This window comes from Lapidilactobacillus achengensis, from assembly GCF_003946655.1.
GTDB lineage: Bacteria > Bacillota > Bacilli > Lactobacillales > Lactobacillaceae > Lapidilactobacillus > Lapidilactobacillus achengensis.
Genome location: NZ_RHOV01000014.1, coordinates 1 through 25328, shown reverse-complemented (window position 1 = coordinate 25328; position 25328 = coordinate 1). Strand labels below are relative to the sequence as shown.

Annotated in this window: 20 protein-coding genes and 1 pseudogene; 12 read left to right on the top strand and 9 right to left on the bottom strand. The window is 50.4% G+C overall.

The annotated features are described in order from the left end of the window. The first annotated feature begins 42 nt into the window (after positions 1-42). On the top strand, positions 43-201 hold the full coding sequence (locus EKM94_RS12425; RefSeq protein WP_164511165.1) for a hypothetical protein: 159 nt from the start codon (positions 43-45) through the stop codon (positions 199-201). Positions 202-458: 257 nt separating this feature from the next. Here the strand turns inward: EKM94_RS12425 and EKM94_RS08330 are convergent, their stop codons facing one another. Beyond that, complete coding sequence (locus EKM94_RS08330; RefSeq protein ID WP_125600313.1) at positions 459-923, bottom strand: hypothetical protein; 465 nt, start codon at positions 921-923, stop codon at positions 459-461. A 502-nt stretch (positions 924-1425) separates the two neighbouring features. Between EKM94_RS08330 and EKM94_RS08325 the strand changes: the two genes are divergently transcribed. Together EKM94_RS08325 and EKM94_RS08320 are read left to right on the top strand one after the other, a co-directional pair. Further along, positions 1426-3282, top strand: a complete 1857-nt coding sequence (locus EKM94_RS08325) for a heavy metal translocating P-type ATPase (protein ID WP_125600310.1) — start codon at positions 1426-1428, stop codon at positions 3280-3282. Positions 3283-3758: 476 nt separating this feature from the next. After that, complete coding sequence (locus EKM94_RS08320) at positions 3759-4013, top strand: hypothetical protein (protein WP_125600307.1); 255 nt, start codon at positions 3759-3761, stop codon at positions 4011-4013. Between the two features lie 50 nt (positions 4014-4063). Here EKM94_RS08320 and EKM94_RS08315 read toward each other — a convergent pair whose 3' ends face one another. Further along, on the bottom strand, positions 4064-6067 hold the full coding sequence (locus EKM94_RS08315) for a Cna B-type domain-containing protein (RefSeq protein WP_125600305.1): 2004 nt from the start codon (positions 6065-6067) through the stop codon (positions 4064-4066). 529 nt (positions 6068-6596) lie between these two features. Continuing rightward, on the bottom strand, positions 6597-8597 hold the full coding sequence (locus tag EKM94_RS08310; protein WP_125600302.1) for a bacterial Ig-like domain-containing protein: 2001 nt from the start codon (positions 8595-8597) through the stop codon (positions 6597-6599). A 426-nt stretch (positions 8598-9023) separates the two neighbouring features. Between EKM94_RS08310 and EKM94_RS08305 the strand changes: the two genes are divergently transcribed. Further along, positions 9024-10958, top strand: coding sequence for a coiled-coil domain-containing protein (locus tag EKM94_RS08305; protein WP_125600299.1), 1935 nt, complete (start codon positions 9024-9026; stop codon positions 10956-10958). A gap of 178 nt (positions 10959-11136) precedes the next feature. Here EKM94_RS08305 and EKM94_RS08300 read toward each other — a convergent pair whose 3' ends face one another. The 3 genes from EKM94_RS08300 to EKM94_RS08290 all read right to left on the bottom strand — a co-directional run bounded on the left by EKM94_RS08300 (position 11137) and on the right by EKM94_RS08290 (position 16502). Next, the gene (locus EKM94_RS08300) at positions 11137-14097 is read right to left on the bottom strand and encodes a bacterial Ig-like domain-containing protein (RefSeq protein WP_125600296.1); all 2961 of its coding nucleotides are present in this window, start codon (positions 14095-14097) and stop codon (positions 11137-11139) included. A gap of 107 nt (positions 14098-14204) precedes the next feature. After that, positions 14205-15569, bottom strand: coding sequence for an LPXTG cell wall anchor domain-containing protein (locus EKM94_RS08295; protein WP_164511164.1), 1365 nt, complete (start codon positions 15567-15569; stop codon positions 14205-14207). A gap of 567 nt (positions 15570-16136) precedes the next feature. Next, positions 16137-16502, bottom strand: a complete 366-nt coding sequence (locus tag EKM94_RS08290) for a DUF488 domain-containing protein (protein WP_125600290.1) — start codon at positions 16500-16502, stop codon at positions 16137-16139. A 138-nt stretch (positions 16503-16640) separates the two neighbouring features. Between EKM94_RS08290 and EKM94_RS08285 the strand changes: the two genes are divergently transcribed. Both EKM94_RS08285 and EKM94_RS08280 read left to right on the top strand, forming a co-directional pair. Then, positions 16641-17300, top strand: a complete 660-nt coding sequence (locus EKM94_RS08285; protein WP_225422194.1) for a DNA-3-methyladenine glycosylase — start codon at positions 16641-16643, stop codon at positions 17298-17300. 373 nt (positions 17301-17673) lie between these two features. Beyond that, a complete protein-coding gene (locus tag EKM94_RS08280) occupies positions 17674-18468 on the top strand; it encodes a hypothetical protein (protein WP_125600287.1) in 795 nt (264 codons plus the stop codon). Here the strand turns inward: EKM94_RS08280 and EKM94_RS08275 are convergent. Continuing rightward, positions 18443-18943 (bottom strand): hypothetical protein, encoded by a 501-nt coding sequence (locus EKM94_RS08275; RefSeq protein ID WP_125600284.1) that lies wholly within the window; start codon positions 18941-18943, stop codon positions 18443-18445. The genes EKM94_RS08280 and EKM94_RS08275 overlap by 26 nt on opposite strands. Positions 18944-19595: 652 nt before the next feature. On the opposite strand from EKM94_RS08275, the gene EKM94_RS08270 reads away from it, so the two are divergent. The 6 genes and pseudogenes from EKM94_RS08270 to EKM94_RS08245 all read left to right on the top strand — a co-directional run. After that, entirely contained in the window at positions 19596-19856 is a 261-nt protein-coding gene (locus EKM94_RS08270; protein WP_125600280.1) for a hypothetical protein, read from the top strand. Positions 19857-19891: 35 nt separating this feature from the next. Continuing rightward, positions 19892-21325, top strand: coding sequence for a C69 family dipeptidase (locus EKM94_RS08265; RefSeq protein WP_125600277.1), 1434 nt, complete (start codon positions 19892-19894; stop codon positions 21323-21325). A gap of 379 nt (positions 21326-21704) precedes the next feature. Continuing rightward, positions 21705-22055 (top strand): hypothetical protein, encoded by a 351-nt coding sequence (locus tag EKM94_RS08260; RefSeq protein WP_125600274.1) that lies wholly within the window; start codon positions 21705-21707, stop codon positions 22053-22055. Positions 22056-22226: 171 nt separating this feature from the next. After that, positions 22227-22532 (top strand): hypothetical protein, encoded by a 306-nt coding sequence (locus EKM94_RS08255; protein ID WP_125600271.1) that lies wholly within the window; start codon positions 22227-22229, stop codon positions 22530-22532. Next, entirely contained in the window at positions 22499-22834 is a 336-nt protein-coding gene (locus EKM94_RS08250) for a hypothetical protein (RefSeq protein WP_125600268.1), read from the top strand. The genes EKM94_RS08255 and EKM94_RS08250 overlap by 34 nt, the downstream gene beginning before the upstream one ends. Positions 22835-23076: 242 nt before the next feature. Beyond that, a pseudogene (locus tag EKM94_RS08245) lies at positions 23077-24084 on the top strand (AI-2E family transporter); the annotation flags it as partial. Positions 24085-24509: 425 nt separating this feature from the next. On the opposite strand, the gene EKM94_RS08240 reads toward EKM94_RS08245, so the two are convergent. Together EKM94_RS08240 and EKM94_RS12420 are read right to left on the bottom strand one after the other, a co-directional pair. Next, positions 24510-25028 carry a universal stress protein gene (locus tag EKM94_RS08240; protein WP_225422193.1) on the bottom strand — a complete coding sequence of 173 codons (519 nt, stop codon included), beginning with the start codon at positions 25026-25028 and terminating at the stop codon, positions 24510-24512. Positions 25029-25106: 78 nt separating this feature from the next. Beyond that, a partial coding sequence (locus EKM94_RS12420; protein ID WP_164511163.1) for a hypothetical protein occupies positions 25107-25328 on the bottom strand: 222 nt, incomplete at its 5' end.

Here is a 25328-nt window from a genome sequence, read left to right as displayed (position 1 = left end):
GTTTATCAGACAGACTGCGCTGATGTCACCAATTTAAAGCTGGTGACCACTAACCACGGTCGTCAATTACGTGGATCCTCATCAACCGGCCATAGCTTGCCAGTTGGCATGAGTGCTCAAACGTCTGCTATAACATTGAGCGGCTGGAGCGGAGGTGAGTCAGCCGCGATATTATTGTTGGCGATTTATCGCCTACAATAAGGCCGAGTTTTGAGATTTTCGGTGCACTTCCGAAAAGCTCAAAATCGTGCCCGCAGCGTTCCACCACCCCCAGCCCGACCTGGAGCCCCACCACATCTGCCATCCACCAACGTCACGCGCAGCGCAAGCTGCGGACATCATTAAAACCCAATCACCACAACAACAATTCAAAAAAGCAGTAACGCAAAAATCGCGTTACTGCTTTTCATTTACTGTTCCCTTTTGTTCGCCAAAACACCGCAAGAACCGGCTAGTGGTTAAGTCAAATGATCGACTTCGATCTTGACCGTTTCCGGCAATAAATTAGCCAGCGTTTTCAATAGTACTTCTAGTCCTTGGTTGAAATTCATTTGAATCTGCTGAGCGTCATTGATCACAAACACAATGATCACCCGCACTTTACCATTAGGCAGCGTGACCGGCAACACCTTCAAAGCCGTGACCGTGGAATAATCCACCACGCGCGAGAAGAGCCCGCTGGTAACCAACCGTTTCGACCCGATCCCACCAACACCATCCATGAAATTCAAGGTGAAAAAGGCGGCCAATAAAATCACGAACGCGAAATTATTGATCGGTTCGCTCAAGGCCCAGCCACCGATCAGAATACTGAAAATCAGCGGTGTGTACTTGTAGCGAGCCCGGATCACGATCTGGGACTGCCAGTAAATACCAAAGAGCATGCTAGCCAGCAAGGCGGCAATTAATAGATAAATCATCATCGGCACAACACCTCCGTTACTTTTCTACACTTCTAATTCTACACTTATCCCCCGCAAATATCAGCAATTCTGTTCAAACTCCACCAATATCGGCCTTTAGTTGGAGAGGCGCGGCGCCGGAACGTGGATCAGGGCGATGATTATCCTTCTCCCCAGCAAAATCACCGCAATCATGGTATACTGGAGGCGAATCAAATAAGGTGTGCTTACGGGAAAAATAAATTTTCTCTAATTATTTCGTTGAGTTCGGTTACGGTGATTTCTTGCAAGATAAGCACCGTAAAATCCGTAGTTATTCTAAATAAGTTGTAGACAATTTTGTTCACTTACTGATGTAAGCATTGCTAGATCAGCGTTATTTCCCATTTTATTTAACTAATTTATAATCAGCTCTTTTTTAGACTTATTCTAATTTACATCACAATTCTTCTATGCTATACTGACGATGAACAAGTCAGGATGGCTTTTTTTAGTTGGACTGACTTCGAAGGAGGAAATTTTTATGGCACATCAAAAAAAATTTCTGACGGTTTTGGCAGTCGGATGTGTGGCTTTGATCACACAATTTCTGTTTCATCAGCCAATTGCAGCACAAGTTATCGTCACCGTGATGGGGGCGATTTTAGCCTTGTCCATGTTTGTGGAAATGGTCAAGACCTTGAAATCAGGTAAGTACGGCGTGGATCTGCTGGCGATCATGTCGATCGCGGCCACGTTAAGCGTCGGTGAATATTGGGCCAGCTTGATGATATTGGTCATGTTGACCGGTGGCGATTCATTGGAGGATTACGCCGCCAACAAAGCCGGCTCCGATCTGAAAAATCTTCTCGACAACTCGCCGTCCATCGCCCACGTTCAGGAAAATGGCGGTTTAGTGGATAAATCCATTGACGACGTGCAATTGAACGATTCGGTCGTGGTCAAACCTGGTGAAGCCGTGCCAGTAGACGGGATCGTCACCGCCGGCTCGGGGAGCTTTGACGAGTCATCGATGACTGGTGAATCCGTTTTGATTCCCAAGAAAGTCGGTAGCGACTTGTTATCAGGGACCGTTAACGGCGACACCGCGGTTACCATGCGGGTCACGCATTTGGCCGCCGATTCGCAGTATCAGACGATCGTTAAATTGGTCAAGGAGTCCGCGGACAAGCCCGCGCATTTCGTTCGGATGGCCGACCGTTACGCCGTGCCGTTCACGATCATTTCCTTGGTGATCGCCATCGTGGCTTGGATCATTTCCGGCGATCCCCATCGGTTCGCCGAAGTTCTCGTGGTGGCTTCACCTTGTCCGTTGATTTTGGCGGCGCCGGTGGCCTTGGTTTCCGGGATGAGCCGCTCCAGCCGCAACAGCATCATTATCAAATCAGGGACCAGCATTGAAAAGCTGGCCAAAGCTAAAACCGCCTTCTTTGATAAAACGGGGACGATCACCACAGGCCGCTTGAATGTGATCGCCGTTCACCCAGAAGCTTGGCTGTCTGAGGCTGAATTTATCAGCGCTTTAGGCAATTTAGAGATTCAATCGAATCATATTTTTGCCCGGGCGATCGTCCGCTATGCGAACGAACAACCTGATTTCGCCGCGGCGCAAGTCGATGATTTCAGTGAAGTCGCCGGTGAAGGTGTCCAGGGGCGGTTTTCGGAACACGAGATCAAAGCGGGCCGTGCGACCTTCATCGCCGCGGCGCCAGCGGAAGTTCAATTAAACGAAGGCGAATCCGTGATTTTCATGTCGATCAACGACCGTTTCGCCGGCTATGTCACCTTGGCCGATCGGATCCGCACGGAAGCACCACAAACCATCAAAACATTGCGGCAACAAGGTTTGTCACGACTGGCCATGTTGACCGGCGACAAGCAGGAAACAGCGGAACACATTGCCGCCCAAGTGGCGCTGACCGAAGTCCACGCGGAATGTTTGCCCCAAGAGAAAATCAGCCTGATCACCGAAGCGCCGGCTAGCGACCGGCCAGTGATCATGGTCGGTGATGGCGTCAATGACGCGCCGGCCTTAGCCGCCGCTGATGTGGGCATCGCCATGGGCGCGAATGGCGCTAGCGCCGCCAGCGAATCCGCCGACGCCGTGATTTTGAAGGATGACATTTCCAAAGTCGCCACCGCCGTCGAACTAGCCCGCGATACCATGAAAGTAGCGCGACAATCCGTGATGATTGGGATCATTATTTGTACCGTGCTCATGTTGATCGCCGCCACTGGTGTGATCCCAGCCTTGTTTGGCGCCATGCTCCAAGAAGTCGTCGATACCACTTCGATCCTTTGGGCGCTGCGGGCGCGGATGTCCCACGAGAAGTTGAACAAGCAGACCCCGCCAGCACAACACAAGACGGAAACGGCTTAGCCCAACCGCGACTCAACGAAACGAGCACACTAGGCGCTGAACACACAAATTCTGAATAAATGGACTAAAAATCGAACAGCGTCAATAAAAAAGCAATCACAGGAAAAATGTGATTGCTTTTTTGAAACGTGCTGCGAAGTGTAGTGGGTTTAGATGGGGACGCAACCGCCTCAGGACGTTTGTCGTGGCTGGAAACGTGCTCCGCGCAACTGACTTCTGTGCTTAGCTACACAACGGTTTCGGAAGCGAAGGATTTGACGAAGTGCTTTTGCAAGCTAGAGGTCAAACAATCGCCCACTTTTTGAGGTGGTACGGCAATACCAACGAATTCAGATGTCGGGACATTTTGCGTAGGCTGAACATCTCGACTTGTTTTTTAAACAATCCACGGATAGAAACCGGCTGATTCCGTTGATTCATCAAGAGCTTGACTTGTTCACCAGGCAGACTTCACTGGTGTCACCAATTTAAAAATTGTGACCACTAACCACGGTCGTCATTTGCGTGGTTCCCCATCAATTGACCATAGCTTGCCGGATGGCGTGAGTGCTCAAACGGCTGTTAAAACGTTGAGCGGCTGGAGCGGAGAAATTCGGGGTGAGATCGCCGTGTCGTTATTCTTAGCGGCTTTGCCGCTTAGGACAAGGCCTGATTTTGAGACAAGCCGCGTACTTTGCGGATTGGCTCAAAACAGCGCCCACAGCGAGCTCACCCCGAATTTCGTAGCGTAAGCTGCGGGCATGATTGAAACGTGCTCACCGGCCCAGTGCTTTCCGCTTAGCTACTTCCGTTTGTGGCGGATCAGGCTGACGATGCCCCAAATTACTAACGCTAATAATAACACGCCCGAAACGAGCAGATTGGCAGGCATTTGGCTTTCGCCAGCTTGCGGTAACTTGCCTGCTTGACCGGGACGTTTACCATCGCTGGTCAATTCTTGATCATCATCAGTGTCATGATCGTCTTTGTCTTTATCTTTGTCTTTAGCAGCTTGTGTGTTGGTCAAGGTGATCGTGTTCCCCTTGGTCTGCACACTGGTCTGGTAATCAGGGAGCTTGGTTGCTTCCGTCATTGAATAAACGAAATCTTCGCCGTGGTTATTGAACTTCGGTAGATAAACGTCCGTGCCATCGGTCAGGCTAACTTGACTGATCGTCTTTTGCCATTGGTCTGCCGCAGTCAACGTCAAAGGTGCCGAGGTCGTCCAGGCCGTCTGAGCGGTGGTTACGCCACGGGTCAAATGGACTTGGACCTGATCGGGGCGTTGACCCAAATGATTGTTTTGATCTTGCCACAACTTGATCAGACTTAACTTGACGCCTGGCGCTTTGACTGATGGGATCGGGAAGTCGAACTGTTCCTGACCTTCACTGGTTGGATCCAAGGTGGTCCGGCCATTGGTCAACAGCCAAGTTTCCGGCTTGAAATCGTTGGTCTCCGTATCGATCCGTACTTGGTAGGTCAAGGTCAGCTGCTCATTAGCGCCTAATTCGATCCCGGTCATCTTGATCTGACCATTTGCCGCGCTGACGGCCACACTGTCCGTCAAGAGCTGGTTCGATTCAGCCACCCAGTTGCCGCTGGCGTTTTTAACCTGACCAGTAAGCGACCAGCTCCCGTTAGGCTGCGAGAAATCACTGGCCAACAGTAAGCCACTGCCCATGGGATCGACCACAGTGCCATTGGGGATGGTATCATCGATTTGGGCAGAAATGCTATCTAAGGCTTCGCTCAAATCAGAGAGGTTCTCATCAATTTCCCGATAGCGGTCAGGCTTAGCGGCAATATTACGATCTAAGTAGTCACCTTGTTTCTCTGGCTGGACCCCAATCGAATAAGTCTCAAAGCCTGAATGATCACGCACATCTAGAATCGTGCCCATGGTATTCTGGACGATCTCCGGCGTCGTGCCTTCAATCAACTCTTTGGGTGATTTGGACTCACCGGAACTGATATAGCTGGCGATCAAAGGGAGTATCGTCCCAGTTGGATAGTTCGCTAATGGGGTATCCGGATAAGCCGAACTAGCAACAATGTTGACGCCGGGAACCGTGGCCCCTCGTTCATTCATGGTATAGGCCCGGTTAGCTTTGCCATCACCAACATGGATCAAGACACAGGTTCTCGCGTTGCCCGCGGCCCGATCATCCTGCAGTAGTTGCTGACCTCTGAGCAACCCCGCCTGCATGAAGGTTCCAGAAGTCGCCGTCAATCCGGGGGCCTTCAGGAAAGCATCAATTGCCGCTTTAGCGCCAGTTCCAGTGTGGAAGCCTGTCGATTGTACCTCGCGATTATAGGAAACTATGGCCAACCGTACTTCGCCCTTGGCAAAATAAGGCGCTAAGCCATCAATAAAATCATTGACCCCTGCGATGGCAGTGGCTTGCTTGTCACCCTTCATCGTACTGGAGTAGTCCATCACGATGGCGATATCCACTGGTGTATTCACAACCTGCGAATTACCCCGAATCGCCAAAGACACGTCAAATAACCCTTGGGTACTGGTTTCCTTAACAGATTTCTTCACTGAAGCTGCCGGTTGGACTGTGACACCATCGCGATTATAAGCGGTAAAATGTTCCGCATCGCCGCCATTATAATTCCAAGTATCCGCGCCACTATGATCTAAATCCGCTTCACCGTCATTCAGCGTCGTGCCATTATTTTGGTCATAGCCGAATGCGCCGATCGTCGTCGCTGCCGCTGCCCGTTGAACCTGCGCGCCACTGGCCACCCCGACCAGCAACAGCCCGGCCAACAATAAATTCCGTACTATTTTCTTCAAAAAATCCACTCCCTTACAACCTAATTCACCTAAATAACACACTGCCACAAAATTGACCCCTGCCAACAAAAAAAGCGTCCTCCAACTCGAGAACGCCGCGATGTCCCAAACTCTGTCGATCGCATTCTTCACAGCGAAACCGCTGTTTATCAGCGTTAACGATGGTACTCCTGATCATTGAACCGACTGCGAACTGATCGAAAAAAATTATCGAACCAATCAGTCAATCAATGCAACCCAAGTTTACCAAATCGGCGCTCAAACAACAAGTCGGAACCCAGATTTAGGCGGTATGATGTCCTGTTCGCACTGACCCTGAACGCCCCACGAAGCTGAACGTCCAAGAAACTGAATGTCCATCAAAGCTGAATGCCCATTAAAAATGCGGCGATCATCAAAAATGCGGCGATCAGTGATCGCCGCACGTCGTTAACCAGCCGAGCGAGGTTTTTACGCCAGAGCCGATTCGCTGACAGGATTCTAGTTTGACTCACCTTAGTGCAAGCTAGTGGCAGGCACTTGCTGAGACTTATTGCAGATCTTCCCACCGTTTGCTAAAGTACAGGATTCCTGCCAAAGTACTGAAACCAAGCAAGATCAAGCCTAGGATCTGGGCCCGCTGCGCTGATTGCTCTCCAGTTTGCGGCAGCACTGGCTTAGTCGCTGTGGGCTTGACCGTTTTGTCCCCACCACCGGTCACTGGCAAAATTGGTTTCGGTAAAACCGGTTTTTCTGGTTCGGGCTTAGGTTGCGGTGCTGGGTCAGGATTAGGCGCCGGGTCAGGATCCGGCGTTGGGTCGGGATCTGGATCTGGATCTGGCGTTGGATCTGGGTCGGGATCTGGTTTGGGATCCGGATCTGGATCTGGTTTGGGATCTGGATTCGGATTGGGCTTGGCGGCTTTAACGGTGACCTTAGCCGTTTTCGTCGTTGTTTTACTTGTTCCCTGATATTGATAGGTAACTTGATAGTCACCCGGCTTAACTGTTGTCAACGCATCCACGGTCACCCCATCTTGGCTAATCGTGTAGGTTAGACCAGGAATAGCGTTAATGTCTTTGCCAGTCAGATCCAACTCATTGCCGGCCGCATCGACGACTTTGACCACATTACCAATCGCTTGCCAAGTATCGCCAACGGTCAAGCTTGAATCCTTCACTTCTAAATCCGATTGGTCCACAGGCTCAGGCTGATCGGTCAGAACATAGACAACCTTGGCCATCTCAGCTTGATAGGTCCCCCTTTCAGAACCGTTGATCGCCTTAACACGCCAACCATTATTCAGTAAGCCGGTTAAAACGTCCTGAACACTCGCAACATTTTTCAAATCGTAGGTGGTTTCTAGAGTGCCACTCAAGGTCTGATTTGGCTTGAGCACGAGCCCGGCTTCCGTCTGAAAGCCCACGTCAACATTGCCAACATTCACATCCAGTTCATAAGGGGTCACGACCATTCCTCTAAAAGAACGTGTAGGGTCGCCCTGAAATGGATCATCCCAAGTTGAAATCAACGCCCCTTTATCCTCAAGATCAGTCCAAGTTACTTGATTGTTCGATCCAGCTACACCTGTGGCTGTTGTCAAATAGCCCAACCCATCATCGCCCTTCTTCACAGGAGTCAAAGGCACATTCTGGCTCTGGAGATTCCTGATCACAAATGATGGCGTTGTATACTCGATCACAGATGGATTTAAGTGAACCTTAGGTAAAACGATGTGCTGCTTTGATAGTGAAGCGGTAATGAATTTTTGATTGTTTAACGCCGAAATGTCAGCAATACTGTTGTAACTAAGATCGATCTTCCTCAAAGGGAAATTCTTAAAAAAAGAAATGTCAGAAAGGTAAGATTGATTGATTGCGAAATCCTTAATATTCTTGAGCTGTGCCAGTTGAGAAATATCGGAAATTTTTGAATAAGTCGTATTTATCTTATCCCACTTCACACTTGCGTTCCCTTCTGGATAAATCGCGATTCTTTGCAGGTTGGTCGCAAATTGCACGCCCTCGATCGAAGTGATGTTCTTAGCCGCCAAATAGAACGATTCCTCTTCGAATTGCTTCGTTGTGTCAGCTGAGATCTCCTTCATCTGACCAACAAGTTCTTTGGTGATATCATTGACCGTTACTGGTTCAATTAGCAATTTTTTCTTGACCAATGACGCCAAGACAATCTTTTGGAAGTTTTTGTCTGGCATCCACTGATCGATTGTTTCTGTACCCGGCGCCGGTGTCGGTTCAGCCGGCGCGGGCACAGCAGGCGTAGTCGCCGTTTCCTCGGTGGTCTGGGCCGATTGATCACTAGCCAGCACTTCATTGTTGGCTGACTCATCGCCCTGACCGACCGAAACCGAAACATTGTTCTGCTCTAATTCCTGTTCCGTCGCCGACGCTGCTACGGGCTGACGATCAGTTAGCGTGGCCTCAAGCTCACCCGTTGCCGCCCCAGCAGCAATGGCCGGTGAGCACACCGCACCCAATAAAATTGCCGTCGTCACCAAAACCGCAGAAAATTGTTTTCTATTCTTTTTCATCAATTATTCCCCCCAGAATAACTTCATTGACTATTCAACTATAAAAAGTGTTCACAAATAGACGGCGCACCTCCTAAATCCGCCAGAAGCCGAAAGCAATCAGAATTTCCCCAATAGAATTGATAATTATGCTTTAATTTTAACAAGCTAATACTCATTAGTAAAGGCTTTTTCCCGTATTATTTCTATCAAATTGTGAACGTGTTCGTGGTCAGTCGCACCGTCGATCTAGAGCCCCAGCCTTCCCCCGCCGGCCGGATTCGCAATTTCTCCGGCGATTTCCCGCTAGAACAGCTTACAGCCGCGCTAAATTATGCTAAACTTAGGGATAGCTAGAACGATGCGTGATCTGCTGGGCAAAACGCGCGCAGATCGAATAATTTGTTGACATACCCATCTTGAATTCAAAGTTAAGGCGGAATTTTTATGAAACTTTTCGGCAATCGCACCAAAAAAAACGAACCTGAAATCACTCCGGCCAAGCCAGAGGCAACCCCTGTGACACCGGCGCGGTTAGCGGAACCGCAAACGGCTGCACCATCGCCAGCGATCGCGACCCCAGTTGCTGTCCCAGCGCCAGCGCCGACGCCAACACCCGTGCCAACGCCAACACCGGTCCAAGAGTTGAGCACCCACGACCAACGGGTGGCTTTGGAGGCCCAGCTGGCGCGGATGGCCAGCGACTATCGGCAGGTCAAGACTCAGCTGAAGCAGCAATTGTTCACGGAGAAGCAGGAGAACCAAGCGCAGTTGGCGACGATCCAACAGGAATTGGCGGCCTTGGAAACTAAGGCGCAAGCTAACACGGACAAAATTGCCCAACTCAAGGCGATCAACGACAGCGCCGATCAGGCTGAGATCGATGAACTGGCCGGCGAATTGGCGGCTTTGGCCCAAACAACGACTCAAGAACAGACTCATTTGACCGGATTGCAGAAAGAAATCGACTCCACGACCAAGGCGATTCGCCAGGTTGTTTTGGAAATCGACGAGAACGAACAGGCCAGCAACCAACTCTCCACGGAGATCAAGGCTGAAACCGATCTGCAGAAAATGTACGAGCTAATGGCGGCACAGAAGCCGCAAGTCGACGCACTTTACAAGAAGCGCGGCCGTTTGATCAGCACGCGGGAAGAATTGAACGATAAATTCAATCAACTAAGCAGCCAGCGCGATGAATTATCGGCCCGGGTCAGCCAGCTCAATCAGCAAAACAACGCAAAAACGGGTCAACAGAAACAACTAGAGACGGCTTTGGCCAACAAAGTCGCCGAACGGCAACGCGAACTGACCAACGCGGAAAATGCCGGTCAACGTTTAGACCGTCAGATCACCACCGCTAGCAGCCAAGTCGCGGCCCTGACCGCAACCATCGCCGGACTGCAAGACCATGTCACCGAACTATTTGACAGTCCTTACTTACTGCGGGCGATCCAATATGACCCTCAGCACGATCATTTGGTTTTCACCCCGGAATTGACCAACACTGCCAGCACGGAGTTCGCCTTGTTGCGCTACTTACAAGCGACTTTGCCAGCAGCACCGACCTTGTTCACCGCTACCTATCAACCGGCGGGGGCAGCAGCAGTCACCGCGGTTTTGGCCCAGGCGGGGTTGACCGGGATCACTGTGATTGATCTCTACGACCAACTGCAACGAAGCGGCGACGATACCGCACCGCAAGTCGAATTGCCTCAGAATGATAATTGGATCCAACGGGTTGATCTGGAACATCACACCACGTCGATCTTCGATAAGGCCGATCATTTATTGATGACCATCCATCAAAATGACGGCGCCATCACACAGATCGACTACTTCACCAATGATCAGAAAGTTCGGAGTAAGCAATATAATCCGGCGGGTCAACTGTCCACCAGCGCCCAATTTGATGAGGACGCCCAGTTGGCGACCATCGATTATTATCGCATCGACGGCACCGTGGTCTTGACCAAAACCCTGACCGCTGGCAAGATCGAATCGCTCCAACTGTTCGATTCTCAAGGATTGGTCACCCATGTTTTCGCCAGCGAAGACGACTTAACGGCTTGGTGGCTGCAACATTATCTCGCGGCACAACCTCAGACGCCGGTGCTGGTCGGTGACATCCAGACTGGTTTCTACACGGTTCTCGCCCAGCGTCAAGCGGATTTGACCGTGATCCCCGTCCTAACGAATTTGCGGCCAGATAGCAAGCCTTTGCAGAAAGTGTTGCGGCACACGCCTGCCTTTCGCCGTTTCCTCGTCCAGACTGACCAAGATTGGCAAGCCTTGGCCGCGACGACCGACCGAGATCTGGAAGTCGATCTGATCGAAAACACGCAACCAACTTTACCGAAGAACCTGAGCACGCAAGATTAGTTCGTCAAAAGCAAAATAGACCAAAAATAGCCATGCCCTTCATATTCCGGGCATGGCTATTTTGTTGTGGTGCTTCGGGACGGCGGTGTCTGACTAGCTGGGAGGAAGCAAGTCAGACGGGAATTTTTAAATATGGGTTAGCGGCTCATCATTTAGAACGGCTTTAACTTAGTGAAGGTTAGCGTGGTTTGACCATTTTCCACAACCCGCGGACAACGGCGAACCCGGTCAGTAGCATCGCCAAAGTTCCCAGCGCCGTAAGAACAGAAGCATGGCGCTCATTTGCTTGCGGCAAGACCGTTGGTTGCTGGCCGTTTGATTGCGGTGTCCACGGTGTGCTCGGTAAATTCGGTTGCGGTGCTGTAACAATCAGATCTGGTGTCGCGGGTAATTGTGGATCTTGCGGATCCATCGGTGCAATTGGATTAGGCTCAGCTTCCGGTTCCGTTGGCTGCTCCGGTGTTTCCGGATTTTCTGGTTTTTCTGATTCGTCCGGTGTTTCCGGTACTGGTGCCTCGCCTGATTCACCCGGTGTTCCTGGAGTTTCCGGTTGCTCCGGTGTTGGTTTCTCTGGTTGTTCTGGTGTTGGCTTTTCCGGTTGCTCCGGTGTTGGCTTTTCCGGTTGTTCTGGTTCTCCTGGCGTTTCCGGTTCTTCTGGTGTTGGTTTCTCTGGTTGCTCCGGTGTTGGCTTTTCCGGTTGTTCTGGTGTTGGCTTCTCTGGTTGTTCCGGTGCTGGTTTCTCTGGTTGTTCTGGTGTTGGCTTTTCCGGTTCTTCCGGTGTTGGTTTCTCTGGTTGTTCTGGTGTTGGCTTTTCCGGTTGCTCCGGTGTTGGTGTTTCTGGTTGCTCCGGTGCTGGTTTCTCTGGTTGTTCTGGTGTTGGCTTTTCCGGTTCTTCCGGTGTTGGTTTCTCTGGTTGTTCTGGTGTTGGCTTTTCCGGTTCTTCCGGTGTTGGTGTTTCTGGTTGCTCCGGTGCTGGTTTCTCTGGTTGTTCTGGTGTTGGCTTTTCCGGTTGTTCTGGTGTTGGTTTCTCTGGTTGTTCTGGTGTTGGCTTTTCCGGTTGTTCTGGTTCTTCCGGTTCTCCTGGCTCTTCCGGGTCGACTGGTGGCGCTTCTAAATTGTTTGCTTCCACGGTCAACGTCACAATGCGTTGGTATGGTTTACCGCCATTGAGTGCCGCAGGAATCGTGAAAATCACTTGATAAACGCCAGGTTTAGTCACGTCCACACTGCTGGCGTCAACGTCCAGATCCTTCAGCGACAATTCGATTCCTTGAGCACCGACCGCGCTGTCAAAGTGAGCGGCTGGTGACCAGGCTTCGTTGGCTTTGATGGTCACGTCGTGGGCAACGATTTTCGTTAGTTGGTCAACAACTGTCAAGTGAGACTCGAATTTTTTGTCGTCATAATGATAGGTAACAGTATATTCACCAGTTTTCTTCACGACATCCGCTTCCGTGAACTTCAGGCCGTTGTAGTCAGAGACGATTGTCACCTTGATCTTATTCTGGTCAAGATCTAACGTCGACAATGGCATTTCTGCACCTTTCTTCGTGCGAACTTGAGTTAAATTATCTTTGATGCTCCAAACACTATCCTGCACAATTTCCCGGTCTTGGGCTCGTAACATTGGGTGATAAACAACTGTAACGGTTTGGGGTTCGTCAGTGACCTGATAAGCGAGTTGCTCTTTTTGGTCGACATAACCGGCGTGGGAAGGGTACTCATAGTATCCTTGTTGATTCAAAAGAGGCTGTGCTTCCGTCACACGGCGAACGTTACCAATTCTTTTCCCGTTCTCATCAACACTTTGAACAAACACAGGCTCGCCGACCAGATCGGTGTCATGATAAGGAATGATCACGGTTGCAACTGGCTCATCTGTTTCACCACGCTGATAGAGATTGACGAACATGGCATAACGATATTTGTGCGGTAAATCAGTCTGTCCCGCGAACGCCGCAGGTAGTCCAGGATAAGTTTCTTGTGCGGCCAGACCTTCATAAGTGACTTTAAACCCTGACACACTGCCATTACCCTGCGCGGCACCGTTCTCATAGACGCTGATTTTATTCTGGGGTCGACCTGCAGGCAGCGCCAAGTCGAAATGCTCAGATTGCTTGAAGTTAAGTTGAGGCGCACCGAACTGGTTTGCTAAAGTATCGCCTTTGAACGGGCGGAGGACCCGCGCAAGATCATAGGTTTCGCTGGTTTCCCCTTTCAAAACCCCAGTGTTTTTGGTCACAACCATCTGACCTTTGTAGTTAAATTGTTGCAGTTTTTCCTTTGTTATTCCGGAAAAATCCCTGATCGAATTGTTACTGATGTCGACAGACTTCAATTGAGGAGATAACCGTTGGATAAAGATAAAGGATTCTGCGCTTTGAAGTTGGTTGCCACTGACATCAATCGTTTCAAGGTGACGCAGATTAATCAACGGAAGCAGTGAGCGAATATTCCCCCGGCGTTGCGGTCGGCCGAGACCTTTGAGAACAACTGATTTCAGATTGACGGCTTTTTCTAACCCGTTCAATTGATATTCGCCATCGGGTCTGTACTTCGGCACCAATTCCGAAGAAAAAGGCGCAAAATCACCTAGATCGGCCATCGGTTCATTACTGAGCCATTGCAATTGGGCCATTTCCTGGGAGTGAATTTGATCCACTGAAGTCACGGCCACACCTTGGCGTTGGAGATTGTTCAGCACCAATTGCTGGAGATCGCGGTTAGGCATCCAATCGTTGATGTGTGACGGAGCTTGGGCAGCTGGTATGGTTAAGGAAGCGGCCGCCGTTGAAGCTGATGCGGCAGCCCGGTTGTCCGCAGCTGCGCTTGTTAATTGTGGATCCGATGTTTCAATGTTTTTGGTCGCGATTTCCTCGGTTTCGTTTTGTCCGCTTGGTGACTGCGCCACGTTGGATTCGTCCTCGCCCAAGGCTGCCTGCGCATTGGCCAACGCCGCTTGTTTCCCTAACAAATTATTTAGCAACGCCTCTGATTTTACCTGCTGCGTTGCGCTTGTCGGCGCAGCAACAGCGATTCGTCCGTCTGCGGCCGCCATTGTCGCCGTTGTCAGTGGTGTGCTGAATAGCACTGCCGCCCCAGTCATGCTTAGGATGAGCTGATATTTTTTCGTCTTCATTGCCTTCCCCCTGGTCCTCACCAGCCATTATCGTTGCAAAAAGCAAATCGTTTGCCGCGATTTACTGCTTCTCCCCCGAAATCACTGGGTGAGGCGTGTGATTGATCTTAGTCTTGGTTATTTTTCTGTGGCCGGATGGTTACCAGCCCAGTTAAGCCCAGTCCGGCCAAAATCGTCATGATCAGACCCATGATTGGTGCGCTGACCGTTTGCTGTTCGCCGGCTTGTGGCAACTGTGCCCCTTCAGCCAATTGTGACGAAAAATGCGGAAATTGCACGTTGTTGACGGTGCTGTCCTGGTTTTCGGGAACTGACACAATGCTGTCAGCACCTTGATGGTCGCCTGTTTGGCCGTGGTCAATGTTGTTGTGACTGTCATGGTTGTCATGTCCTCCTGTCAGGTCATCATCGTTTCCAGTATTTTCGCTACTGCTTCCTTGATTGTCGCTGGCTTGATCGTCATTGTTTTCGCCGGCATCGCTGAGATTCTCGTCACTTGAATTCTCGTCACTTGAATTCTCGTCGTTTGGCTTTTCGTCGCTTTCATTATTGGCATCTTGGTTGGCGTCTTGATTGTTGCCGTTGACCTCGCCGTTATCGGAATCTCCAGTGTTTGCATCTGGCTGGGTTTGACCGTCTGTCGTCCCATCCGCATCGCCGGTGCCTTGGTCAGTCGTGTGATCATTATCGGTATTTTCGTTGGGGCCATCTTGCTCCTCGGTACCTTGATTGTCGGTGTCTGGCTTGTCTGTACCTTGATTATCGGTGCTCGGCTCGTCTGTACTTGGCTTGTCTGTGCCTTCATCACCAGCATCTTGGTTGTCCGTATTTTCATTGTCAGTGTCCGGCTTGTCCGTGGTTTGATTATCGGTGCCTTGATTATCGGTATCTTCATCACCAGCGCCTTGGTTGTCAGCACCCTGATTGTCCGCATCTGGCTTGTCGGTATTTTCGTTCCCAGTACCTGAGTTATCCGTACTTTCATCGCCAGCATCTTGATTATCGGTGCTTTCGTTGTTAGTATCTTCGCTATCGGTTTCTGGGCTGTCGGTTTCTGGGCTGTCGGTTTCTGAGCTATCGGTGTTGCCAGGGTCAGCGTCTGGATCGGGTGTGTTTTCAATGGGATTTTCTTGATTGTCGGGACTTGTTTCCGTATCACCATCATTTGTTTCAGGGGGATTTTCAGTGCCAACGTCTTGATGATCCGTGTTTTCATCGCCAGCGTCTGCGCCACTGGTATCTTCGGAGTTGCTCTCTTGATTGGCATCGCTTTCGGGTGCTGACGGCTCACTTTCAGCACCATTGTCGGGTAGCGCCAGCTCATCGGGTGCTTGCGCGTCAGCGGCGGTGGTCAAATCAGTGGCGTTTTCGTTGAGCGTGGCTGCTTGCGCGGTCGTGGGCCAGATCGCCACACCTGCCATCACTGCTAAAGCTGCCAACGCAGCACCGGTGCGAAATTTTTTCTTCTTCAAAGGGTTTCCTCCTGTATAAAATAAAAATTCATTCATTATTTGTTCTGTCCTATCACCACCACAATCAGCAGCGAATCATTGAATCACCCGGCATATCTGGGGCGAAAGTTATCATATCAAGTCGAATCAAAAAACGCAATATGCATAATTGCATGAATATAAATACAAAGTTATGCTGGAATTTTCTTTTCACATTTTCACGATTAATATTTATCCATTCATTCCTGTAATAAAATACATGATGTCCCCGCCGCTCTTTTGGTCGCGCGGTGCCTCACAAATATTGGTCTAACCAATCCGTCAATCCGCCGGCGCGCTAGACCCTGATGCCACTTGGATAGACAGGTCGTCCTTGTCCAGGCAAGTGACCCAAGCCCCGCCAAAGTTTGTGCACGCTACACAATTTTTCAGCAACAACCCCCGCCTGTAAAAAATTTTCAAAGCCACACCGACCACGTCAGAAAAAATATTTTTTAAAGCACGAAAAAACACCACCAAGTTCAACTTGATGGTGTCCGCGATCACGTGAAGGTTAGGCTTGCCAATTGGCCCGTCTTAGCGTTATGCTCAATTGGTTGCCAGTTTAGTCTGCAAATAGGCCAGCAACACTTGGGCCTGATTATCCTGCTGATCCTTGGCGCCGTAAAGCAGGACCACATCGCCTTGGGCCAATTGCGTCTTGACCGTTGTCAGAAACGCGGGAAAGTCGGGATTGGCGTCCAGTTCCGCCTGATAGCGTTGCTGAAATTCAGGAAACTTCGCCGGATCATGATTGAACCATTTCCGTAATTCGGTGGTCGGCGCGACTTCTTTGGCCCAGAGATCCAACTGCGCCTTGACTTTCGAGATCCCCCGCGGCCAGACGCGATCAACTAAGATGCGATAAGTGTCTGGCACCACTGGATTTTGATAAATGCGCTGAATCGTTAACATGCGCTCACTTCTTTCCGGCAGCGTTTTGTCCGCCGATCGCGTTCGCGGGAACTTCCACGAACCCGCGAGATGATCGTGCTCAAAACTGGCTGCGCATAACTGATTTGCCAACTTCAATGATAAGGACTTGACCGAAAAATGCAACTAATGCCCCCTATTACCGACCCCCGCGGCCTTGATCCAGCCTTCTTCACCGGCCGGGACACCATGACGATCACCCAAGACTTGCTGGGAAAATTACTGATTTACGATAGTCCGGCCGGTCAAGTCGGCGGGTACATCGTCGAGGCGGAGGCTTACTTAGGCGCCGCTGACCCTGGCGCCCACGCCTATCAGAACCGGCGCGTTCCTTCCAACGAGCCACTTTACGGTCCGCCCGGCACGATTTATATTTACGCTATTCGCGGCTTTTATGATTTCGATGTGGTCACCCAAGCGGCTGAAGAACCGCAAGGAATCTTGATTCGCGCGTTGGAACCGGCGATCGGTCTGGATTTGATGCGGCACAATCGCCCGAAGCAACCAGATCTAAACTTGACCAGTGGCCCCGGTAAATTGATGCGCGCGCTTAATATTCACGACACGAAACTGAACGGGCTTGATTTCCATGAAAGCCCTTTGAAAATCATTTCTCAGGCCAGTCGCACGCCCACCCAGGTCACGACCACTGCGCGAATCGGCGTGCGCACCGGTACGAATTGGTCGGATCACTATCGCGCTTTCGTCACGGGAAACCCATTTGTGTCCAAAATACGTAAGCGTGATTATAATCTAAATGATTACGGATGGATAAGCTAAGTCATTGATACCAATGTTTGCGCCGATTTTCACGTTTAAATATTTTGAATATTTTTTGAAATATAAATTGTTCTCAATCTAATTAGGTGCTATAGTAGGTTTTGGGGAAAAGTGAGATCAGCTCGTGGGCAGCGAGTCGGTCTGACTTGATAAGTTTAAAAATACATTATTGGGGATTCAATCAGAACACTTTATTTTCTGAGGTTTTCAGAAAATAAGTGGGATGGTCGGGTCTCTTTTTCTTTTTTAAACCATGCGTGTTTCATGATTATTTCGTTGGGGAACGTCATTTTCTCTACTTCGTGGGAGACGAAGTGGATCGACTACACCGTCAAATCGGTTTGGATTGATCAACTAAGGAGAAAACTAAGCAATGAAAACTCGCAATATCACCCTGAAAAGATCCCATTTGGTTACGGGGGTCGTCGTCACTGCCGCTGTCGTTTTGAGCTCATTATCTTTGGGCACGAATCTGACCATCGCGATCAGTGAAGATACGTACGAACCAACGATCTCCGCGCAAGCTCAGGTCGCTTATCAAGCTAAACAACAGGAACATTTAGAGCTGAGTAAAGCCGCTAGTCAGAAGCAAGCCGCTAAATTCGCGGCGGCCAAAGCAGCGAAAGCAGCCAACGAAGCAACTAGCAATCAGACGGCCAAAGGGGCAACGACGTCTAACGCCGCTACCACAACGGTCAGCGCAACCAACCCAACCACAACCAACACGACTGCAGGGAATCAGGCGACTGCCGCAACAACGGCCTATAGCGCCTCAACCAGCAGTGCCTCGTCACAACAAGCGACGGTTACCAGCGGTTTGAATCTGTTCGGTCGACATTTTGCCATTGGCGGTTCCTTCACAGCGACTGCCAGCAATAAAGTTGTCCCTACGGATAGCGTTTATCGTTGGTCTTATCTGCCTTCTGTTATCCTCGTTGATGCTGGCAATGTTGCTGCGCACAATGCGGTGGTGCAATTGGGTGTCGGTAGTCATGTGGTGATCGATGGTCAACAATTGACGGTTACTGGCGTTTCTGGCGAAGCTTGGTCAACGCTCAACAACAACATTTATGACACGGTTGCGCGGTTGAAGCAACACCGGGCCGTTATTCAGACTTGTATGAGTTCTGGTAGTGATCCGTTTATTCGTCATATTTTCTTGGATTAGGTCGATTCTCTTCTCTTGAAAAATGGATCAGCTGGCACCGCGCAAGTTGCGCGGTGCTATTTTTTTGGTCGCGTGGACGGATTGGGCTGGTGGCACTGCACTTGGCTGGTAAAAGTAGGTTGGCCGCTGCTTGCGCTGCGAAATTCGGGGTGAGCTCGCTGTGGGCGCTGTTTTGAGCCAATCCGCAAAGTGCGCGGCTTGTCTCAAAATCAGGCCTTGTCCTAAGCGGCAGAGCCGCCAAGGACAATTTCACGGCGATCTCACCCCGAATTTCTCCGCTCCAGCCGCTCAACGTTTTAACAGCCGTTTGAGCACTCACGCCATTTGGCAAGCTATGGTCAATTGATGAGGAACCACGTAATTGACGACCGTGATTAGTGGTCACCAGTTTTAAATTGGTGACACCAGTACAGTGTGTCTGATGAACAAAGCTAGTTCTCGGTGGATCAACTGAATCAGTCGATTTTCCCCTCATGAATTATTTGTGAAGCGGGTAAAGATGTTCAACCGATGCAAACTGTATCAACATCAGTTGGCCTTGTCGTACACCCAAAAAGGGCGATTGTTTGACCACTTGCTTGCAAATACACTTCGTCAAATACCCAACTTCGATTGCAGATAGTCTCAATTCTGCCTAGCAACCGCCTCAGGACGTGTGGCTCAGCGGTGAGATTATTCTTAGCGATTTATCGCTTAGAATAAGGCTCGATTTGAAGACAATTCCCGCTTTTGGAATTGGCTTCAAACAATGCCCACCGCGTTCCACCACGACAAACGTCCTGAGGCGGTTGCGTCCCCACCAAACCCAGCACACCTGAAATTAAGCAAAAAACCAAGAACGGAGTCTAGGTATCCGGAATCCGTTGGCATGGTCGTACCACCTCAAAAGTGGGCAATTGTTTGACCTCTTGCTTGCAAAAGCACTTCGTCAAATCCTTCGCCTCGATTGCAGATAGGCTCAATTCTGCCTAGCAACCGGGTCGGGCCATGCGGCTCTATCCAGAGTGAGAGCCGACCTGGGCAGCTTCTGAGCATTAGCCTAGCAACTATTTTGGAGGCTGGTCTGTGCCTCCGGAATAGTTGCGTAGCTAAGCGGAAGAAGCTAGGTCGGCGAACACGTTTCAGTGGTGAAGTTATTCTTTGCGGCTTTGCCGCTTAGAATAAGGCTCGATTTTGAGACAAACCGCGCACTTTGCGGATTGGCTCAAAACGACGCCCACTGCGTTCCAGCCGCACAAATGGCCCGACCCGGTTGCGCTCACGCGCAACACCCACCCAAAAACCGCAATCAAGCGCAAGAACAAAAACCGCACGCGGTTCGCCCAACACCCGGTCGAACTTTTCCCGGAAATGTGCTATCTTTATGGTGTACGAATTTGGCGCTTTAGTGTCAATCATTTTTTCAGCAGATGGAGGTTATTTCATGTCCGAACAAAATATCGAACGTGCTTGTACGACGATTTTAGTCGGGAAAGACGCCAGCATCGACGGATCCACAATGATCGCCCGAAACGACGATACATTCCACGCCGTAGCGCCCCACCGATTCTATATGCATCCAGCGGTTCACGGTGAAAAGGGCCGTGTGCTCAAATCTTATCTCAATGGTTTCCAAATGGAATTGCCTGAAGATGGCTATCGCTATCCGGCGGTCCCTAACGTTGATTATCAGAAGCTGGGCTATTATGACGAAAGCGGGATCAACGAGAAAAACGTGGCCATGAGTTGTACCGAAAGTACTTATGGTAACGAGCGGGCCTTGGCCTTTGATCCGTTAGTCAAGGACGGTCTGGACGAAGACTGTATGCAAACAGCGGTTTTGCCTTATATTGACTCGGCGAAAGCTGGGGTAGAATATCTAGGCAGCCTGATCAAGAGATTCGGGTCGCCAGCGGGAAACTCGGTTTTATTCGGCGACAAGGATAATGTTTGGTACATGGAGATCGTCACGGGCCATCACTGGGTTGCCCAACGGATCCCTGATGACGCTTATGTGATCGCGGCAAACCAAGTGGCGATCCAACAAGTCGATTTCAATGATCATGACAACTTCCTCTGGTCCGAAGGCATCCAAGATTATGTTGAAGAACACCATTTGAATCCAGACCAAGCTGGCTGGAACTTCCGGCATATTTTCGGCACGGACAATGAAAAAGATCGGCATTATAACACGCCACGGGTTTGGTATGGTCAACATATCTTGAACCCGGAGATCGACCAAGATCCTGAAAGCAGCGATCTGCCGTTCATTTGTCGGACTAGCCACAAAATCTCACCTGATGATATTGAATATATTCTCGGTTCGCATTACAACGAAACGCCTTATGATCCGCTAGGCAAAGGCGCTGACGCTGATAAGTATCGTTATCGTCCAATCGGTTTGAACCGGACGCAAAACTCGCATATTTTGCAGATCCGTAATGACGTGCCGGCAGAACACGCCGCGGTCATGTGGTTGTGTATTGGTTACCCAACCTTCAGCCCTTATCTGCCGTTTTACACCAACGCCAACGACACCGACCCGTCTTACAGCGATGTTTCCTTGGACTTCAATATCAAGGAGGCCCACTGGATGTACCGCGCCTTGTCCGTTTTAGTGGAATCCAATTACAGCCATTTCGTTCAAGATGATCTGGATTACTTGAAGGAATGTCGCCAAGAGTTGCGCGCCCAAATCGCCGCTGTTGACGCCCAAGCCGCTAATTATTCGGGTGAAGCGTTGACCGCCTTCTTGACGGAAAAGAACCACGAGACCGTTGCGCTGATGCGGGCCAAGACCGAAGCGTTCATGGGCCGCCTGTTCACCAAGGGCATTACGTTATCGCGGTTAACTTTCAACATGGATCGCAATCTTTAAGACCACAATTTCAAAAAAATGAGCGCGAAAAAGGCAGTCGGCAACGGCTGCTTTTTTTAATGTCGCCATGACCATGCTGGTTTGGCGCGCTGGTTTCTTGCGCGGGTTTAGCGAATTGGTTTCCGCGGATAAAATAGTGCCGTTGATCATTCCACATCTGGTCAACAAAACTAACGCCGCCCAAGTTGCCCAAACTGTCAACACCCTGATCCCGGTAGTCGCCGCCCTATTTCCCCAGTCAACGTAACCAGCTTCCGACAGACGTGCTGGTCGACTGACATCATTTACGCCAGCACAAAATTTTCCGACCCGACACTGGCAATCTATGATAGGATAAGAGATAGATTTAGACGCGCTCTGCGTCAGTTGGAGGACACTCATGCCGAAAAACCAAAAAATAGATTACGCCGCCATGGTCGCCAGTGCCGTGGTGATGATGCTCCTTTATTTCCTGATCGACCCTCACAGCAAAATCTGGTCAACGATCGTCTTGATTCTGTTGATCGTGTTCGTGGCGACGATCCAAAGTGTACGCAAGGCTTCTCAGCGCGCCAAAGTCAAACAAGTCTTGGCAACCAAACGGATCCGCCGCAAGGACCTGGCCGAGGCAGCGAACATCAGCAAAATTGAGCTCAACGATTTCGTTGACGCCGGTGTGATGGCCAGCAAGAAGCGTTACCGCTTGGAAGCCCTGATCGACCGGAAATTCCCCGATCTTTTACAAAAATAGCGCTAACTAGCCAGTCAGGATCGTCGCTGACTGGCTTTTTTATACGGGCTCCACACTCTATGGTGGGCGTTGTTTGGAACCGACTGGCGATTACCCGTTGTTCTTAATCTTTTGCCTGAATGCTGATGTGCTGGGTTTGGATGTGGGCGCAACCGCCTCAGGACGTTTGTCGTGGCTGGAACGCGGTGGGCATCGTTTGAAGCCAATCCGCAAAGTGCGCGGCTTGTCTTCAAATCGAGCCTTATTCTAAGCGGCAAAGCCGCAAAGAATAATCTCACCGCTGAGCCACACGTCCTGAGGCGGTTGCTAGGCAGAATTGAGCTTATCTGCAATCGAAGTTGGGTATCTGACGAAGTGGTTTTGCAAGCTAGATATCAAACGATTGCTCACTTTTGGGGTGGTACGGCAATGCCAACTGAATTGGATCAAGAGGTCAAGACATTTTGCGATGGTTGGACATCTTTACCTGCTCCCTGAACAATTCTTGTTGGAAACAGACCGATTCAGTTGATTTTCCGAGAACTAGCTTCGATTATCAGACCGACTGCGCTGGTGTCACCAATTTAAAGCTGGTGACCACTAGCAATGGCCGTCATTTGCGTGGCACCTTATCAATTGACAATAGCTTACCAATTGGCGCGAGTGCTCAAACGGCTGTTATAACGTTGAGCGGCTGGAGCGGAGCGTGGTGTTGGTGGTCTGTTTACTCGTTGGCGGAAGGTCGGGCTGGGGGTGAGTCAGCCGCGATATTATTGTTGGCGATTTATCGCCTACAATAAGGCCGAGCTTGAAGATTTTCGGTGCACTTCCGAAAAGCTTCAAGTCGTGCCCGCCGCGTTCCACCACCCCCAGCCCGACCTGGAGTCCCACCACATCTGCCCACCACCAACGCCACGCGCAGCGCAAGCCGCGGCCAACCTACTTTTGTATACGAAGTCGCGCCGCTCAAACTGCATCAATATTAGGAGACCTGAGCGGACCCGGTCCATGTTATAATGATTCCGTTACTAGGGGGCACGTCATGTCAATTTACAACCGTTTCGTTCAAAATACCAAACTGCGCCGCACTGTCGTTTTATTCAGTATCATCTTATTGCTGTGGCTAGCCCGGGGGATCATGAGCTTAATTTTGCTCACGTTCATCTTCGCTTTTCTGGTCACCCGGGCAATCAATTTCGCCCGGCGTTTCGGCAAAGTCCCGGCCTGGGTGGTGGTCGCACCGCTTTACATTCTGATCGTCGCCGGACTATCCTACACCATTGTCCATTATGTGCCCGGCATCGCCAAGCAAACCGCGCATCTCTACAACTTGGTCGTGAACTTCTACAACAGCGACGAATTCGCCCACAATCAAACGATCCAGTGGTTGCTTAAATCGATCAATGAAACCAATCTCAAAGGCCAGCTGCAAGCCGGGATCACCACCGTTTTAGAATACGCTGGCAGCGTTACGGCCATGGGCGTGACCGTGATTTTGTCATTGATCCTTAGCTTCTTCTTCAGTGTCGGCATCGACGAGCTGAAGGACTTCGGACAAAACTTCCTCGACTCACCTTTTGGCTGGTATTTCGCCGATTTGAAGTTTTTCGCTACTAAATTCATCAACACATTCGGCGTGGTCATTGAGGCCCAGATCTTCATCGCCGTGGTCAACACCCTGATCACCACCGTCACGCTGATTTTCATGAAAATGCCCAACATTCCCGGACTGGCCCTGATGGTGTTCATCCTCTCCCTGATCCCCGTCGCCGGCGCGATCATTTCCGTGATCCCCTTGTCGATCGTCGCCTATACCGTTGACGGCTTCCGCGGCATCGTCACGATCTTGATCATGATTTTGATCATCCACGCGCTGGAAGCCTACGTGCTCAATCCTAAGTTCATGAGTAGTCGCACCAAGATCCCCGTCTTCTTCACCTTTGTCGTGCTCCTCGTGGGCGAGCGCCTGTTGGGCACATGGGGCCTGATCATCGGCATCCCCGTGTTCACCTTCTTCCTCGACATCATCGGCGTCAAAAAAATCCCCGGCAACCCGACCACGCCGAAAACACCAGATTCACCGGGTTCAAACACACCAACAGACTTGGCAGTTTCAGCAACTTTAGGCAATTCAGTTGATTCAGCCAGTCCGACTCATTCAACAACAGCACCTGATTCAGCCGATTCAACTGATACACCGACATCACCTGATTCATCCAGTCCGACCGATGCGCCAACACCACTGGACTCAGCTACCCCAGCGTCAACGAAGGCGCCAACCGCCGCGACACCACAAAATTCCGACAAATCATAAAAAAGTCCTGACACATTTACAGATGTGTCAGGATTTTTTCATTGGGATCATTCGTAATCAAACCGTTTTTTGCCGACCGGAATTTGAGCCTGAAATTTAGCTGAACCGCGTCCAATCACCGGTCCTATTTCGCTGAATCTGATGGTCAAGCCAAGCGCCGCTTATTTAGCCGTATCGCGTTTGATGTCTTTGATCATTGCCGCGCCTTGAGCGTCTGAACGAACAATAATGACCGAACATGACGCGTAGCGTGCTAAATAGGCCGCATGGGTCCCTAAAGTTTTACGCCGACCGCTCTTAGTTTCCGAGCCGATCACCAACAAGTCTGGCTTGAACGAAGGAATCAATTTCTCGGCGATCTCCCGGCCAGGGTTCCCCTCTGCCAGCAAAGGCTGCACGTCGAGCACGCCAAACTCCCGGGCTTTCTCACAATAAGTATTTAAATCGCGGGTGATATTTTCCCGCCAATCGCTGAGTGTCTCCGGCGACAATGATTGAAACACGTTCATATCACCAGTTTCCAAAACCATCGCCACGCCCAAAGGAATGTTGTAGATCTTGGCAACGGTGCAAGCATAATCAAAGGCCCGCCGCGACGAAATGAAATCATCATCATCCACCGCGATCAGAATTCGTGAATAGTGCATGGTGCCAACTTGATATGACGCTAAATCTTCCATAACACTCACCTCCGGGTCTAGTATACTGCTTTCCGGAAAATGGGGCTACCAAAAACTTGGGTGGTGGCGTGGTGTGTTTCAATGTTGGCCGCGGCACTCGCCAGATAAAAGTAGGTTGGCCGCGGCTTGCGCTGCGAAATTCGGGGTGAGGTCGCTGTGGGCGCTGTTTTGAGCCAATCCGCAAAGTGCGCGGCTTGTCTCAAAATCAGGCCTTGTCCTAAGCGGCAGAGCCGCCAAGGACAATTTCACGGCGATCTCACCCCGAATTTCTCCGCTCCAGCCGCTCAACGTTTTAACAGC

Bases quoted from the DNA above. Each gene is read 5' to 3' on its own strand.
- EKM94_RS08275 (WP_125600284.1), bottom strand. From the start codon at position 18,943: ATGAGGGGAAAATCGACTGATTCAGTTGATCCACCGAGAACTAGCTTT.
- EKM94_RS08260 (WP_125600274.1), top strand. From the start codon at position 21,705: ATGCCGAAAAACCAAAAAATAGATTACGCCGCCATGGTCGCCAGTGCC.
- EKM94_RS08280 (WP_125600287.1), top strand. From the start codon at position 17,674: ATGAAAACTCGCAATATCACCCTGAAAAGATCCCATTTGGTTACGGGG.
- EKM94_RS08330 (WP_125600313.1), bottom strand. From the start codon at position 923: ATGATGATTTATCTATTAATTGCCGCCTTGCTGGCTAGCATGCTCTTT.
- EKM94_RS08325 (WP_125600310.1), top strand. From the start codon at position 1,426: ATGGCACATCAAAAAAAATTTCTGACGGTTTTGGCAGTCGGATGTGTG.
- EKM94_RS08285 (WP_225422194.1), top strand. From the start codon at position 16,641: ATGCAACTAATGCCCCCTATTACCGACCCCCGCGGCCTTGATCCAGCC.
- EKM94_RS08310 (WP_125600302.1), bottom strand. From the start codon at position 8,597: ATGAAAAAGAATAGAAAACAATTTTCTGCGGTTTTGGTGACGACGGCA.
- EKM94_RS08305 (WP_125600299.1), top strand. From the start codon at position 9,024: ATGAAACTTTTCGGCAATCGCACCAAAAAAAACGAACCTGAAATCACT.
- EKM94_RS08300 (WP_125600296.1), bottom strand. From the start codon at position 14,097: ATGAAGACGAAAAAATATCAGCTCATCCTAAGCATGACTGGGGCGGCA.
- EKM94_RS08265 (WP_125600277.1), top strand. From the start codon at position 19,892: ATGTCCGAACAAAATATCGAACGTGCTTGTACGACGATTTTAGTCGGG.
- EKM94_RS08240 (WP_225422193.1), bottom strand. From the start codon at position 25,028: ATGGAAGATTTAGCGTCATATCAAGTTGGCACCATGCACTATTCACGA.
- EKM94_RS08290 (WP_125600290.1), bottom strand. From the start codon at position 16,502: ATGTTAACGATTCAGCGCATTTATCAAAATCCAGTGGTGCCAGACACT.